A 15,753-nucleotide genomic window follows, 5' to 3' on the forward strand; every position below is an offset into this window, starting at 1 on the left:
CTTACCCAAAGTTTGTTATGTTTTATAACAATTATGTTTACACAGTAAAAGAGCGGCGTCAATCGTCATTAGTCAACTGAAATCGCATCAAAATTCGCCCCCCTCGCGCGCGAGCATAATTATACTCAAGGTCAAATTGTTGGGTCCACGTACACGCATAAAGATATTGCGCTTGATGTGATGAATTATGATTGTTATGAATTATAACAAATAAGAAAATGAAAACTGGAGGTTTCGTCTCATGCCTATGATTGCTGAACCCGGACTCCGTCCGGTTCGCATGGGAGATACGCGTGTCTCGATGTCCAAAAAGGACAACGGCACGATCTATATCCGATCAACGGAAACGCCGGATGACTATCCGCGCACCATCACTGACAAGCTTGACCATTGGGCGCAACATACACCCGATCATCTGTTTCTGGCCGACCGTGACAAAACCGGCGGCTGGCAAAAACGAAGCTTCCTTGAAACCCGAAACGAGGTCCGCAGTCTTGCGCAGTACCTCATCGAACAGGACCTGTCCGAAGATCGCCCGGTCCTGATCCTGTCGGGCAACAGTCTTGAACACGGGCTTCTTGCATTGGCATCGATGTATGCCGGTATTCCCTATGCGCCGGTGTCACCAGCCTATTCGCTGGTGTCGTCCGATTTCGCCAAGCTGCGCCATATCTGTGATCTTTTGAACCCCGGTCTGATCTTTGTGGATGATGGTGCCAAATATGCCAAGGCACTGGCCGCCGTCATGCCAAAGGATGCCCGTCTGCTGGTTCTGGAAAACCCGCTGTCGCAATATGACTGCGATGTTTTCAATGATGTTCGTCAGACCACACCGACCGATGCGGTCGATGCCGCCAATGGCAAAATCACCGAAGACACGATTGCCAAGTTCCTGTTCACGTCCGGCTCCACCGGGATGCCAAAGGCCGTGATCAATACCCAGCGGATGCTGTGTTTTAACCAGATGATGCTGCGTCACGCGTTGGCATTCCTGCAGGATGAACCACCGGTGATGGTTGACTGGTTGCCCTGGAACCACACCGCAGGCGGCAACCATAATTTCGGCATCGCGCTTTATAACGGCGGCAGTTTCTATATCGATCAGGGCAAACCGACCCCGGACGGTATTCATGAAACCGTGCGCAATCTTTGCGAAGTATCGCCCAACATCTATTTCAACGTTCCCAAGGGGTACGAGGCACTTGTCCATCATCTGCGCGAAAACAAAACACTGCGCGAGATGTTCTTTGCCAAGCTCAAACTCATGCAATACGCCGGTGCCGGTTTGTCGCAATATGTCTGGGACAATCTGGAAAAGATCGCCGAGGACACGGTTGGCGAAAAGATCGTCATCGTCACCGGCTATGGCTCCACCGAAACGGCCCCCTTTGCCTTTACCACCACTTGGGCGGTTGATCAGGCGGGCAGTGTCGGCCTTCCGGCCGTCGGGCTTGATATCAAGCTGGTGCCCAATGCCGAAAAGCTCGAAGTCCGTCTTAAGGGACCGAGCATTACACCGGGATATTGGAAGCAACCTGATAAAACCCGCGAGTCTTTTGACGATGAAGGCTATTACCTGATTGGTGATGCCCTGAAATTTGTTGATCCGGATAATATCGAACGCGGCTTCCTGTTTGATGGCAGGGTTTGCGAAGATTTCAAACTCTCGACCGGGACGTGGGTGCATGTCGCCGCTATCCGGACGGCCATTGCCCAGACCTTTGCGCCCTATGTGCGTGATGCGGTGCTGACCGGTTTGAACGAAGGCTATGTCGGTGCGCTGATCTTTGCCGATTTCACCGCCTGCAAAAAGCTTTGCCCGGATCTGCCCGCCAACGCGTCGGAGCGCGATATCGCAACCCATCCGGCCGTGCAGGCGCATTTCCAGAAATGCCTCAATGAGCTGGCGACCAAATCGACCGGCAGTTCGAACTTTGTCGCGCGCGCGATCCTGCTGGAAAGTTCGCCGGAACTTGATGCGCACGAAGTCACCGACAAGGGCTCGATCAATCAGCGCGCGGTTCTGACCAAACGCGCTGACAAGGTCGCCGAACTTTATACCGACCCGTCACCCGCCGGGGTCATGATTGCCAAAAAGGGATAAGCAGAATGACTGCGAACGCCAAAGGTCTTCGGACCGAATTTGAAGATGTCTGGCTGCTGGGCGGAAAACGCACACCGTTTGTCGATTATACCGGGGCGTTCGGGCTGGTCTCCCCGATTGATCTTGGCATCAAGGCCGCCCGCGCGGCCATCGAGGACGCCGGGGTGAATGCGAACGATATCGATTTCACCGTCGCCGGATCGATGGCCCAGGCATCCTATGATGCCTATATGACGCCTCGCCATATCGGGATTTACGCCGGGGTGCCGGTGGATCGCCCCGCCCATCTTGTGCAGCGGATCTGTGGTACCGGGATCGAAGTCATCCTGCAGGCCGCTGATCATATTTCACTTGGTCGTGGGGATCTGGCACTTTGTGTTGGCACTGAATCCATGAGCCGCAATCCGATTGCCGCCTACACCCATCGCAGTGGTTTTCGCATGGGGCAGGTCGAATTCAAGGACTTCCTGTGGGAAGCGCTTCTGGATCCGGCGGTGAGTTGCACCATGGGCGACACGGCCGAAAATCTTGCCAAGAAATATAACATCACCCGCGAAGAAGTGGATCGCTTTGCCGAACGCAGTTTTGCCCGTGCCGTCGCTGCGCACGAAAACGGCTTCCTTGCCGGTGAAATTGCCACAGTAACCAACGAAACCTTTGAATTTGCCGATGGTAATCCGCGCTCCATCCGCCTGCCGCGCAAGATCGATCAGGTCGACCGCGACAGCCACATCCGGCCATCGCCCTATGACATTCTGGCAAAGCTGCGCCCTGCCTTTGGCGGGGTCCAGACGGGCGGCAATTCATCAGCCGTGGTGGATGGCGCGGCGGGCGTTGTTCTGGGCAGTTCCGATTATGCCCGCAAACACGGCCTGACACCGCGTGCCCGCATCATCGCTGGCGCAGCTGTCGGTGTGCCGCCGGAAATCATGGGTATTGGCCCAGTCCCGGCCATCGAAGCCGTTCTCGATCAAACCGGTATGACCCTTGATCAGATTGACCGGATCGAAATCAACGAAGCCTTCGGCGCGCAGATACTGGCCTGCATCCGCGAACTTGGCCTTGATGAAGACAAGGTCAATGTCAATGGCGGCGCGATTGCAATTGGTCATCCGCTGGGTGCGACCGGAGTTCGGATCACCAATACGCTGGCGCGCGAACTGGTCAAATCCGGCGGTCGCTATGGCATCGCATCGGCGTGCATTGGTGGCGGGCAGGGCATTGCTGTTCTGATCGAAAACACGAAATTGGCATAGGCACGATCCAGGGCGCCATCAACTGCGCCGGGTCGCGACAAACGGAGACGTTATTTTTAGCCGGGACATTGGTTTTGGGCCCGGTTTGGCGATCAGCCCAACCCATGGGGTAAAGGCTTCCAAGGGTGGTCTGATCAAATCGAGGAGCCGACAGACAAGGTAACAAAAACAAAATTGCCGGTGTCGGTTTTCTCAGGGAGGAAACAATGAAACGACTTAAACTTGGTTCAGTGATTGCCTTGGCGTCAGTTGCCGCCATGTCTGCCATTTCCGGTGCGTCTGCCCAGGAAGTGAATTTCCGTCTGGCCCACTGGTTGCCGCCAACCCATCCGGTACAAACCATGGGGCTTGAAGAATGGACAAACTCCATCCGCGAGGCATCCGGCGGCAACATCGACTTCACGATTTTCCCGGCCCAGCAACTGGGCTCCGCACCGGATCACTATGACATGACCCGCGATGGCATTGCCGATATCGGCTATATCAATCCGGGTTATCAGGCCGGGCGTTTCCCGATCTATGGCCTGACCGAGGTGCCCTTCAATGTGAAGGATGCGGTCAATGGATCGGTCGCCCTTCACAAGTGGTATGCGAACTACGCCGAACAGGAAATGCCGGAAGTCAAACTCTGTCTGGTCAACCCGCATGACCCCGGCACCATCCATTCAAAAATGCCGGTCCGCGTGCCGGAAGATATCAACGGCCATGCGGTACGTCCGGCGCACGCGACCATGGCACGGTTTGTAAACCTGCTGGGTGGGGCAAGTGTTCAGGTCCCTGCACCCGAGGCCCGCGAAGCCATCGCCAAGGGCACGGCAGATGCGATCACCTTCCCGTGGAACTCGATCTATATCTTCGGGATTGATCAGGAAACCAAATATCACCTTGATATGCCGTTCTATGTCTCTTCGCAGATCCTTGTGATCAACCGTGGTGTCTATGACGGGTTGTCGGCCGAAAACCGCAAAGTCATGGATGATCACTGCACGCCGGAATGGTCCGGTCGTTTTTCCAAGGGTTGGGCCGAGAACGAGGCATCGGGCCGTGACAAGATGATGGCATCGGGTGATCACGAACTGTATCAGCCGACCGCCGATGAACTGCAACAATGGCGCGATGCCGCCGAACCGCTTGTTGCTCAATGGCGCGAGAGTGTTACGGCCAAGGGCGGTGATGCCGATGCCATTTACAAGGCCTTCATCGACGCGCTCGAAGCCGAGAACGCCAAATATTGATGACACTCCCTGTATCGGCGGCATCGCATCTCGGTGCTGCCGATACCTCTGAAAGTGCATAAATCATGCGGGTTCTTCATCGCTCCCTGACATATCTCGAAGCCTTTTCGCGCAAGGTCGAAATGGTCTCGGCCATTTTGCTTGCGGTGATTACGTTGCTGGTTCTGGCCTCTGCAATTGGTCGCTACCTGTTTGCATGGCCGATCCCCGATGCATTTGATTTTTCGCGCCTGTTTCTGGGCGTGGTCATCATGTGGGGCTTTGCCTGCGTGGGCTATCGCGGATCGCACATCAAGGTCGATCTGTTTGCCCTGATGCTGCCCGCGCGTGTTCGCCGATGGACGGATTTCTTTGCCTGGATGGTCTTGCTGGGTTTCACCGGCTTGCTGTGCTGGAAGATGCTGGCGCGTGTCACCAGCGCCTATAACAGTGGTGAGACGACATTTGATCTGCAAGTACCCGTCTGGCCGGTCATGGGGCTGATCTGGCTTGGCGTTGCGGTCAGCATGCTGACCATTCTGGCGCGCGCCTTGATGATCGCGCTGACCAATGCGGGTCTGGATGATTTTGAACCCGCCGAGTCAGAGCCGCATATTGCCTCCGACCCGCAAAAACAAAAGCAAACTGGTGGTTCAGGGGGAACTGATGACTGAAGCCGATTTTGTCGCACTTGGCGGGTTTGTTGCGCTGTTTGCCCTGATGCTGCTTCGGGTTCCAATCGGCATTGCGATGGGGATTGTCGGTGTCGGCGGCTTTGCCGCAATCGTTGGCCCGACGCCTGCACTCAACCTTCTGGCGCAATCGCCGATCCGCACCATCACCGACTTTAACCTTAGCCTCATTCCGTTCTTTATTCTGATGGGCGTTCTTGCCACCAATTCCGGCATGTCGCGCGAACTGTTTCGCGCAGGGCAGGCGTGGCTGGGATCATTTCGGGGCGGCATGGCGCTTTCGACCATCGCGTCCTGTGCGGGGTTTGCCGCCATATCGGGATCATCGGTCGCAACGGCGGCAACCATGACCAAGGTCGCATTGCCGGAAATGCAGCGCAGTGGCTATCGCGATCATGTGGCGACCGGGGTGATTGCCGCGGGCGGAACGCTCGGCATCCTGATCCCGCCATCGGTTGTTTTGGCGGTGTATGGCTTTATCACCGAACAGGATGTCGGCAAGCTTTTCATTGCCGGGATCATCCCGGGCCTTTTGGCGATTGTGATGTATATGCTGGCCTTTCGGGTGACCTATGCCCGTGGATTGCCGGCGGGCGAACCGTTTGATTTACGCAACGCCATTCGGTCCTTGCGCGATGTCTGGGCGGTTCTGGCCCTGTTCATCGCCATTATCGGCAGCATCTATTTAGGTGTTGTCACCGCAACAGAGGCCGCGGCGGTTGGCTCTGTCCTGACCGCCCTGATCGGGGTGATCCGGGGGCGGCTTGGCTGGCGTAGCATTCTTGATAGTCTGGTCGAGGCCCTGCGCACCTCGGTTGCGATCTATACCATTCTGATCGGTGCGATCCTGTTTGGCTATTTCCTGGCCATCACCCAGACCCCGCAAAAGATCACCGCGTGGCTGGTCGGGCTCGATATCGGGGCCTATCCGACACTTGCCCTGATCCTTGTGTTTTTCCTGTTGCTGGGCTGCATCCTTGATGCCATGGCGATGATCATTCTTCTGGTGCCCATCGTGTTTCCGGTGGTCACCCAGTTGGGGTTTGATCCGATCTGGTTTGGCATCATTGTTGTCATGACGGTCGAACTTGGCCTGATCACACCGCCTGTCGGGATGAACGTGTTTGTCATCAATTCGATTGCCCGCGAAGTGCCCCTGCAAAAGGTGTTTCAGGGTGTCATCCCGTTTGTTGCGGTCGACATCATTCGCCTGATCCTGTTGGTGTTGGTGCCTTCCATCGTTCTTTTCCTGCCGACGACCATGAATTAAAGAGGCCGATATGAAGCTTGAACTTGAACATTTTTGCGATCTGACGGTCGAGCTGGAAGCCCCGATGGAGCTTGGCAATTCGATGCGCGGCACACGCCGGATCATTCCGATCATTGGTGGGCATGTCGAAGGCAAATCGTTGAACGGCCGCGTTCTGGCATTGGGCGCGGACTGGCAAACCGTTTTTGACAACGGAGTGGCCGAACTTGATACCCGATATTGCATCGAAACCCATGACGGGGCGCTGATTGATATCCGCAATTTCGGGTTCCGGCATGGGCCCAAGGATGTTCTGGACGCGCTTGCACGCGGTGAACATGTCGATCCGTCGAAATATTACATGCGCACCCAGCCCCGGTTCGAAACCGGCGATGAACGCTATAGCTGGCTTAATCACCGGATCTTTGTCGGATCCGGACAGCGTGAAAAAAGCACGGTCTATGTCTCGGTCTACGAAGTCCTGTAATAGCCGCTTTGGGGACTTAAAGCGCAGCCCCAAACAAAAACGCCCCCAATAAATCGGGGGCGTTTTTTCATTTTGAGTTCTTTGCCTAGAACACCACGCTTGGCAGCCAGTTGGCCAGTGACGGCCAAAGCCAGATCACGAAAATGCCAAACAGCTGAAGCGCGATAAACGGCACCACACCCTGATAAATCTGGCCGGTGGTGATTTCCGGCGGGGCGGCACTGCGCAGATAAAACAGCGAGAAGCCGAATGGTGGCGTTAAGAACGATGTCTGCAGGTTGATCGCAATCAGGATCGCAAGCCACACCGGATCATGGCCCATCATGATCAGCCCCGGCGCAATCAGCGGCAGCAGGATCACCGTGATTTCCACGAAATCAAGGAAGAAGCCCAGCACAAAGATCAACGCCATGCAGAAGATCAGCGCCCCAGTCGGACCACCGGGCATCGATTCAAGGATTTCCTCCACATGGTCTTCACCGCCCAGCCCGATAAACACCAGCGAGAACATGCTGGCTGTCAGGATCGTAGCAAAGATCATCGAACTGACCGTCATGGTCGATGTCAGGGCCGATTTCAGAATGTCGGCTTTCCATGCCTGACGCAGGCAGGCGAGGATCGCGATAATCCCGATAACAGCCAGCGCCACATAACCAGCGCCCAGGGCATAATCAACACCGGTCAGGTCACTGCGCTGGAAACGCACCGGCGCGACACCTGCCATGATCGCCAGGATCAAAAGTGCGACGGTCCCGGTCAGAACCAGATTGCGGTTCGCCCCCTGACGGACACCCGCCATCAGGATCGCACCGATTGCACCGACTGATGCCGCCTCGGTCGGGGTGGCAACCCCGCCCAGAATGGCACCCAGCACGGCAATGATCAGAAGCACAGGCGGCAAAACCGCACCCACCACTTCGCCCGCACTGGGGCGGCCATCATCGCTTTGAACCGGTGGCATATCGGCCGGGCGTATCAGCCCGCGCAGAAGGATATAGATGATATAAATCGCCACCAGCGTCAGACCCGGGATCAGCGCACCGGCAAAAATCTGCCCGACCGAAATGGTTTCGATGGTGAACTTGCCCTGTTCATATTGCGCCTGCTGATAGGCCGATGACATCACATCCGACAGAATGATCAAAAGCGTCGAGGGCGGGATAATCTGGCCCAATGTGCCCGCGGTGCAAACAAGGCCCGATGCCATTTTCGGGTTATAGCCAGTGCGCAACATGGTCGGAAGCGCGATCATGCCCATGGCAATCACCGTGGCGCCAACGATGCCGGTTGAGGCCGCGAGCAACGCCCCCACCAGTACTACCGAAATCCCCAAACCGCCGCGCAACTGACCAAACAGTCGCCCCATGGTATGGAGCAAATCTTCGGCAATGCGGGATCGTTCAAGCACGACACCCATAACGACAAACAGCGGAATGGCAATCAGAACATCATTGGTCAGCGTGCCAAACACGCGCTGCCCGAACGCCCCCATCAGGCCGATATTCATCGAATCCGTGACCCAGCCGAGATAGCCGAAAATCACCGCCGTTCCGGCGATTGAAAACGATACGGGAAAGCCCAAAAGGATGCAGCCCATCAGGGCGGCAAACATCAAAAGATCAAGATATTCCATCACTTCGCACCGCCTTGATCTTCAACATTGCCGCGCAGCAAAACCACCTGCCTCAGAAGGCAGGCGACAGACTGGATAATCAACAGAATACAAAAGGCCGGGATCAGGGATTTCAAAAACCAGACGGCCGGAATGCCCCCCACCGAAATTGCCCCTTCCATCATCGAGATCGAATTGATCACTGATGGCCAGGTCCAATACAGCAGGGCTGCCATCGACGGGATTGCCAGAACCACATAGCCAAACGCATCAATCCGCGCCTTGGTCTTGTCGGTGGCTGCGGCATAAAAAATGTCCACCCGGACATGGCCATCAACCAACAGCGTATAGCCCGCCCCCAACATGAACAAAGCGGCATGCAGATACAGAACGCTTTCATTAAGCGCAATTGAACTGAACCCGAAAACATAGCGCAGCAAGACCACGGTAAACTGCAGCAGAACCATCAGAAGTGCGAACCAGCGCACGGTCATCCCGGTCCAGTGATTTATCTGGTCAAGTGCATCAGCAAGGCGTTGCATGACATCTCCCCGTGAAAGGCACGCCTGAAAAAAGAAACCGGCGCCGGATATTTCCGGCACCGGTCATAACGTCTATCAGAAGCCAAGCGCTTTGGCGCGTGCATTCATCTGACCGTTATCGGCATAGGTCATGTAACCACCGATCAGGTCACGATAGGCAACAAAGCTTTCGGTGACCTTTTTGGTCAGTGCATCGTCGCTTTCGCGAAGCTCCGCAATCACCTCGGCACCGGCTTTGGCCATGGCTTCAACAACCTCGTCCGGAAGCTTGCGAACCTTCACATCTTGTTCTGCAACAAGCTGTTTCAGCGCCATGGCGTGCTTGGTCTCGTACTCGGTCCAGACTTCGTTATAAAGGCTGTCTGCCGCGAACTTGACGACGGCTTTCAGATCATCGGGAAGATCGGCATATGCCTTGGCATTGACCGCACATTCCTCGGCCGAGGACGGCTCGCCAACACCTGGCCAGTAGTAGTTTTTGGCAACCTGATAGAAACCAAGTGCACTGTCACTCCACGGGCCGATGAACTCACCGGCATCAAGCGCACCAGACTGAAGTGCCTGGAACATGTCGCGACCGCCCATGGCTTGAACCGCCATACCAAGTTTCGAGCACATCTCCGATGCCAGACCGGTGGTGCGGAACTTCAGCCCCTTAAGGTCATCGACCGAGTTGATTTCGTTACGGAACCAACCTGCCCACTGCGGGCCGGAGTTACCGCATAGGAACGGCTTCAGACCGAACTGGCCATAAATCTCGTCATACAGTTCCTGACCGCCACCGTAGTTCAGCCAGCCAACCTGTTCATCGGCACGCAGGCCAAACGGCTGCGACCCGAACAGAAGGATGCCTTTGGATTTCGAACCCCAGTATGCCGGAACCGCGTGATAAATCTCGGCCGTACCTTCGGCAACGGCATCAAACACGCCATTGCCCGGAACCAGTTCGCCAGCGGCATGAAGTTTGACTTCAAGACGACCACCCGAAAGTGTGGTGATACGGTCTGCAAGCTTCTGCGCAGCCACACCCGGCCCAGGCAGGTTTTTCGGCCATGCGGTGACCATGTTCCACTGGCGCTTGTCCTGTGCGATGGCAGGGGTTGCGAATGTTGCAGCGGCCGCTGCACCTGCGCCGGCCACACCGGCGGTCAGAAATTCACGTCTTTTCATGTTAAGAAGCCTCCTTGATTGTACCCTGATAGGGCGATGCAGGGGCAGTCGTCACTGCCCCCACGCGTGAGTTTTAATTACTTGCCGAGAATCCCGGGCAGGTTCAGCCCGTGTTCCCGGGCGCAATCCAGTGCGATGTCATATCCTGCATCCGCATGACGCATCACACCGGTTGCCGGATCGTTCCAAAGGACGCGTTCGACCCTGCGTGCGGCATCTTCTGTGCCGTCACAACAAATCACCATGCCGGAATGCTGCGAGAAGCCCATTCCAACACCGCCACCATGATGCAGCGATACCCAGGTTGCCCCGGACGCCGTATTGAGCAGCGCATTAAGCAACGGCCAGTCACTGACCGCATCCGAGCCATCTTTCATGGCTTCGGTTTCGCGGTTCGGGCTTGCAACCGAACCACTGTCAAGATGGTCACGCCCGATGACGACCGGGGCTTTCAGTTCACCATTCTTGACCATTTCGTTGAACGCCATACCCAGACGATGGCGCTGTCCCAGACCGACCCAGCAAATACGCGCTGGCAGGCCCTGGAACGAAATGCGCTCGCGCGCCATGTCCAGCCAGTTATGCAGGTGCGGATCATCGGGGATCAGTTCCTTGACCTTCTGGTCGGTCTTGTAGATGTCCTCAGGATCACCCGAAAGGGCCGCCCAGCGGAACGGACCAATACCCTTGCAAAACAGCGGACGGATATAGGCCGGAACAAAGCCCGGGAAGGCGAATGCGTTCTCGAACCCTTCTTCAAGCGCCATCTGACGGATGTTGTTGCCGTAATCGACCGTCGGGACGCCCGCCTCGTGGAAGGCAACCATGGCTTCGACCTGAACGCGCATCGATGCGCGCGCCGCCTTGGAAACAGCCTTGGGATCGGATTCCTGTTTTTCGCGCCATTCGGCAACGGTCCAACCCTGCGGAAGGTATCCATGCACCGGATCATGTGCCGACGTCTGATCGGTGACGATATCCGGGCGAACGCCGCGCTTGACCAGTTCCGGGAAGACATCGGCCGCATTGCCGATCAGGGCAACGGACTTGGCTTCGCCTGCCTTGGTCCAACGCTCGATCATTTCAAGCGCTTCGTCCAGCGAATGGGTTTTCTCGTCGACATAACGGGTACGCAGGCGGAAGTCTGCACGGGTTTCATCGCACTCGACTGCCAAACAGCACGCACCGGCCATCACGGCGGCCAACGGCTGTGCGCCACCCATGCCGCCAAGGCCACCGGTCAGGATCCACTTGCCCGTAAGGTTACCGTCATAATGCTGGCGGCCTGCCTCGACAAAGGTTTCATAGGTGCCCTGAACGATGCCCTGTGAACCGATATAGATCCACGAACCGGCCGTCATCTGGCCATACATTGCCAGACCCTTTTTATCGAGTTCGTTGAAATGGTCCCAGTTGGCCCAATGCGGCACCAGGTTGGAGTTCGCGATCAGAACGCGCGGCGCATCCTTGTGGGTGCGGAACACACCAACCGGCTTGCCCGACTGCACCAGAAGGGTCTGGTCATCTTCAAGTTCCTTCAGGCTGGCAACGATCTGATCGAAATCCTTCCAGGTGCGCGCTGCCCGGCCGATGCCGCCATAGACAACCAGCTCATGCGGGTTTTCGGCCACATCGGGATGCAGGTTGTTCATCAACATGCGCATCGGTGCTTCTGTCAGCCAGCTTTTCGCCGAAATTGTGCTCCCGGTGTCGGGATAAATATCACGCTGGTTGTGACGCGGATTGTTGGTCATGACTTGCCTCTTAGTGCTGGGGCCAAATCGGCCAGTGTCTTCAGGATTTCGGTAAGATGCGTGCGCAATTTTGCTGCACGGCTTTCGTCATAGGACCAAGGAGCTTCCTCGGCCGTCAGATAGGTGGATTGCGCCAGTTCCATCTGGATGGCGTGTTGATTGATCTCCGGGCGACCGTAATGGCGGGTGGTCCAGCCACCCTTGAAACGACCGTTCAGAACCGCACTGTATCCTTGGGCCTGCGAACAGATTTCCGATGTCAGCGTCTCGATCATCGGATCGCATGTCGTGCCCAGATTGGTGCCGATATTGAAATCGGGCAGGGTCCCGTCAAACAGGAACGGAATGTTTGAGCGGATCGAATGGCAATCATAGAGGATCGCCACACCGTGTTTGGCGCGCACGCGCTCAAGCTCGGCGGCCAGTGCCTGATGATAAGGCGCATGGAAGGTTGCTGCCCGATAGGCGATGTCATCCTCGGTCGGGGCAACGTCCCAGATATTCTCGCCGTCAAAATCGGTCAGCGGCACAAGGGTGGTGGTGTTCTGACCGGGATACAGGCTGACCCCTTCGGGGTCGCGGTTGGCATCAATCACGTAACGATGAAACGTTGCGCGGACCGTGGTCGCGCCATCCAGCAACCCGTCATAAAGCGTATGAATATGCCAGTCGGTATCAGCCAGTTCACGGCCACGATCATTCAGTTTCGCCGCTATGTCGTCCGGTACATAAGTGCCGGTATGGGGCAGGCCCAGAACAATCGGGCTATCGCCACGTTTGATTTCAACCGGATCGGTCATGGTTATGCTGCCTCCCCGACGACAAAGCCCGAAAGTTTGGCGGCATCTACAAGTGTGCCGCCAGTGACAAGTTCGGCGGCCTTCGCCAGATCCGGCGCCATGTAACGGTCTTCCTTGACGGTCGGGATGTCGGCACGAACGGATTTCAAAACATTGAGCAGCCCCGGGCTGGTTTTAAGTGGCGCACGGAATTCCACACCCTGCGCGGCACAGATCAGCTCGACACCAAGAATATAGGAAAGGTTGGCATTCATCCGTGCCAGTCGGCGCGCGCCGTGGGCGGCCATCGAAACGTGGTCTTCCTGATTGGCACTGGTCGGCGTGCTATCGGTCGAACACGGGTTGGCCAGATGCTTGTTTTCACTCATGAGTGCGGCAGTGGTGACCTCGGCAATCATCAGACCGGAATTCAGGCCCGGCTCCGGCGTCAGGAACGGCGGCAAATCATGTGACAGGGTCGGATCGACCATCAATGCGACACGGCGCTGGGCAATCGCCCCGATCTCGGCAACCGCAAGGGCGATCTGATCTGCGGCAAAGGCGACCGGTTCGGCATGGAAGTTACCACCCGAAACAATGCGGCCATCTTCTTTCAGAACCAGCGGGTTGTCAGTCACGGCATTGGCTTCGATCTCAAGCGTCTGACCGGCAAAGCTCAGCAAATCCATCGCCGCCCCGGTGACTTGCGGTTGGCAGCGGATGCAATAGGGGTCCTGAACGCGGGTATCTCCTTCGCGATGGCTTTCGCGGATTTCAGACCCATTCATCAGATCGCGCATCGCACGCGCGACATTGATCTGGCCCGGATGACCGCGAAGGGTATGGATTTCATCGACCAGCGGCGCGGTCGATCCCATGATCGCATCGGTCGAAAGTGACGATGTGACAATCGAACTTGCCGCATTGCGCCAGGCCGAAAACAGCCCGACCAGCGCGCAGGCGGTGGAAAACTGCGTACCATTGATCAGCGCCAAGCCTTCTTTCGGGCCCAGTACAACCGGCGTCAGGCCAGCCTTGGCAAGTGCCTCACCACCCGGCTGGGTCGCACCGTCATAGATGGCTTCGCCTGCACCAATCATGACCGCTGCCATATGCGCCAGCGGGGCCAGATCGCCCGATGCGCCAACCGATCCTTGCGACGGGACGACGGGGGTCACACCCTTGGCCAGCATGCCTTCGATCAGTTCGATCAAATCCCAACGCACACCTGATGCGCCGCGCCCAAGCGACAGCAACTTCAATGCCATCATCAAACGGGTGGTCGCGATATCAAGCGGCTCACCCACGCCGCAGCAATGGCTGAGGATCAGGTTGCGTTGCAGGGTTTCAGTGTCTTCCGGGGCAATCTTGACCGAGGCCAGTTTTCCAAAGCCGGTATTCACGCCATATACCGCATCGCTGCCGTCGGCCGCCTTGCGCACCATTGCGTGCGCCGCTTCAACACCGTCGCGGGCCGATGGGTCGAGTTTGACTGCCACCTGATCACGCCAGATGCGTTCAAGCTCTGCCAGTTTGACCGAAGCGGGGATAAGGGTGACAGTCATAATCTATCCTTAAGGTCACATGTTGATGCGGTGGCGCAGTTATCTTTGGGCTCAGGCGGCGGTGCTTTCACCGCCAATAATGCGTTCGAACAGCGGATTGAACCCGATGCGATATGAAAGCTCGGCCGGGTGTTTGGCATTCCAGATCGCAAGATCGGCGCGCAGTCCTACTTTGATCCGCCCGGTATCCGACAGGCCAAGGGCGCGTGCCGCATGGGCAGTCGCGCCAACAAGTGCCTCTTCGGGCGTCAGGCGGAACAGCGTGCAGGACATGTTCATGGTCAGAAGGATTGATGCCAGCGGCGATGAGCCCGGATTGCAGTCGGTCGCAATCGCCATCGGCACGCCGTGCTTGCGGAATGCGTCAATCGGCGGCAACTGGGTTTCATGCAGGGTATAAAACGCACCGGGCAGAAGTACTGCGACCGAGCCAGCCTTGGCCATGGCGACCGCGTCTTCTTCGGTGGCGTATTCAATATGATCGACCGACATCGCCCCATATTCGGCGGCCAGTTTGGTGCCGCCGATGTTCGATAGCTGTTCGGCATGGAGTTTGACCGGAATGCCAAGCTCGCGGGCAACATCAAAAACGCGTTTGATTTGATCGGTGTTGAAGGCAATGCCTTCGCAGAAACCGTCAACCGCATCAACCAGGCCTTCAGCGTCGGCGGCTTTCAGGGTCGGGATGCAGACTTCATCAATATAGCCGTCCGGATTGTCTTTATATTCAACCGGCACCGCATGGGCGCCAAGGAAGGTGGTTTTGATCCGTACATCACGATGATCGGCAATTTTCCGGGCTGCGCGCAGCATATTAAGCTCGGTCTCGCGATCAAGGCCATAGCCCGACTTGACCTCGATCACCGACACGCTCTCTGCCAGCAGCGCATCCACGCGCGGCAGGGCGGATGTCAGAAGATCCTCTATTGATGCTTCGCGGGTGGCTTTAACCGTGGAAACAATGCCGCCACCAGCATGCGCTACTTCTTCATAACTTGCACCCTTCAGGCGCATTTCAAACTCAACCGCGCGGTCGCCGCCATGGACAACATGGGTGTGGCAATCAATCAGGGCCGGGGTGATCAGGCGACCTTCAAGGTCACGCATTGGACCGTCAAGATATTCGGCCGGGATGGCTTCATCGGCACCGACCCAATCGATCAGGCCGTTCTTGATGGCAATCGCGCCGCACTCGATCAGGCCATAACTGTCCTGATCTTCAATCGTGACGATTTTTGCGTTTCGAAGCAGCATCGCGAAGCATCACCCCTTGATAAGTTTGTTATTAAAGATAATATGTACGTACATAATATTTCTGTCAAGACGGGT

The 15,753-nt window shown here is 56.7% G+C and carries 13 protein-coding genes; 6 read left to right on the forward strand and 7 right to left on the reverse strand.

Annotated elements, in window-relative coordinates:
- The first annotated feature begins 241 nt into the window (after window positions 1-241).
- The 6 genes from WBY09_RS15475 to WBY09_RS15500 all read left to right on the forward strand — a co-directional run bounded on the left by WBY09_RS15475 (window position 242) and on the right by WBY09_RS15500 (window position 7,002).
- Complete coding sequence (locus tag WBY09_RS15475; protein WP_252724053.1) at window positions 242-2,104, forward strand: feruloyl-CoA synthase; 1,863 nt, start codon at window positions 242-244, stop codon at window positions 2,102-2,104.
- Window positions 2,105-2,109: 5 nt separating this feature from the next.
- On the forward strand, window positions 2,110-3,360 hold the full coding sequence (locus WBY09_RS15480; protein ID WP_197146678.1) for a thiolase family protein: 1,251 nt from the start codon (window positions 2,110-2,112) through the stop codon (window positions 3,358-3,360).
- A gap of 206 nt (window positions 3,361-3,566) precedes the next feature.
- A complete protein-coding gene (locus WBY09_RS15485; RefSeq protein ID WP_197146679.1) occupies window positions 3,567-4,595 on the forward strand; it encodes a TRAP transporter substrate-binding protein in 1,029 nt (342 codons plus the stop codon).
- Window positions 4,596-4,660: 65 nt separating this feature from the next.
- The gene (locus WBY09_RS15490) at window positions 4,661-5,248 is read left to right on the forward strand and encodes a TRAP transporter small permease (protein WP_197146680.1); all 588 of its coding nucleotides are present in this window, start codon (window positions 4,661-4,663) and stop codon (window positions 5,246-5,248) included.
- Window positions 5,241-6,536, forward strand: a complete 1,296-nt coding sequence (locus WBY09_RS15495) for a TRAP transporter large permease (protein WP_063089092.1) — start codon at window positions 5,241-5,243, stop codon at window positions 6,534-6,536. Before WBY09_RS15490 ends, WBY09_RS15495 begins: the two co-directional genes overlap by 8 nt.
- A gap of 10 nt (window positions 6,537-6,546) precedes the next feature.
- Window positions 6,547-7,002 (forward strand): DUF3237 domain-containing protein, encoded by a 456-nt coding sequence (locus WBY09_RS15500; RefSeq protein ID WP_197146681.1) that lies wholly within the window; start codon window positions 6,547-6,549, stop codon window positions 7,000-7,002.
- A gap of 85 nt (window positions 7,003-7,087) precedes the next feature.
- Here the strand turns inward: WBY09_RS15500 and WBY09_RS15505 are convergent, their stop codons facing one another.
- The 7 genes from WBY09_RS15505 to hutI form a co-directional block, all read right to left on the reverse strand.
- A complete protein-coding gene (locus WBY09_RS15505) occupies window positions 7,088-8,635 on the reverse strand; it encodes a TRAP transporter large permease (RefSeq protein WP_336233196.1) in 1,548 nt (515 codons plus the stop codon).
- Window positions 8,635-9,156, reverse strand: coding sequence for a TRAP transporter small permease subunit (locus WBY09_RS15510; RefSeq protein WP_008889950.1), 522 nt, complete (start codon window positions 9,154-9,156; stop codon window positions 8,635-8,637). The genes WBY09_RS15505 and WBY09_RS15510 overlap by 1 nt, the downstream gene beginning before the upstream one ends.
- Before the next feature lie 75 nt (window positions 9,157-9,231).
- Window positions 9,232-10,326 carry a TRAP transporter substrate-binding protein gene (locus WBY09_RS15515; RefSeq protein WP_008889951.1) on the reverse strand — a complete coding sequence of 365 codons (1,095 nt, stop codon included), beginning with the start codon at window positions 10,324-10,326 and terminating at the stop codon, window positions 9,232-9,234.
- A 77-nt stretch (window positions 10,327-10,403) separates the two neighbouring features.
- Window positions 10,404-12,080: a urocanate hydratase gene (gene hutU / locus WBY09_RS15520; RefSeq protein ID WP_336233197.1), complete on the reverse strand. Its 1,677-nt coding sequence runs from the start codon at window positions 12,078-12,080 to the stop codon at window positions 10,404-10,406.
- The gene (hutG, locus tag WBY09_RS15525) at window positions 12,077-12,880 is read right to left on the reverse strand and encodes an N-formylglutamate deformylase (protein ID WP_336233198.1); all 804 of its coding nucleotides are present in this window, start codon (window positions 12,878-12,880) and stop codon (window positions 12,077-12,079) included. The genes hutU and hutG overlap by 4 nt, the downstream gene beginning before the upstream one ends.
- A gap of 2 nt (window positions 12,881-12,882) precedes the next feature.
- Window positions 12,883-14,424: a histidine ammonia-lyase gene (hutH, locus tag WBY09_RS15530; RefSeq protein WP_336233199.1), complete on the reverse strand. Its 1,542-nt coding sequence runs from the start codon at window positions 14,422-14,424 to the stop codon at window positions 12,883-12,885.
- A 51-nt stretch (window positions 14,425-14,475) separates the two neighbouring features.
- Entirely contained in the window at window positions 14,476-15,678 is a 1,203-nt protein-coding gene (hutI, locus tag WBY09_RS15535; protein WP_336233200.1) for an imidazolonepropionase, read from the reverse strand.
- Between the last annotated feature and the right edge of the window lie 75 nt (window positions 15,679-15,753).

Source organism: Thalassospira sp. CH_XMU1458 (assembly GCF_037027205.1).
GTDB lineage: Bacteria > Pseudomonadota > Alphaproteobacteria > Rhodospirillales > Thalassospiraceae > Thalassospira > Thalassospira tepidiphila.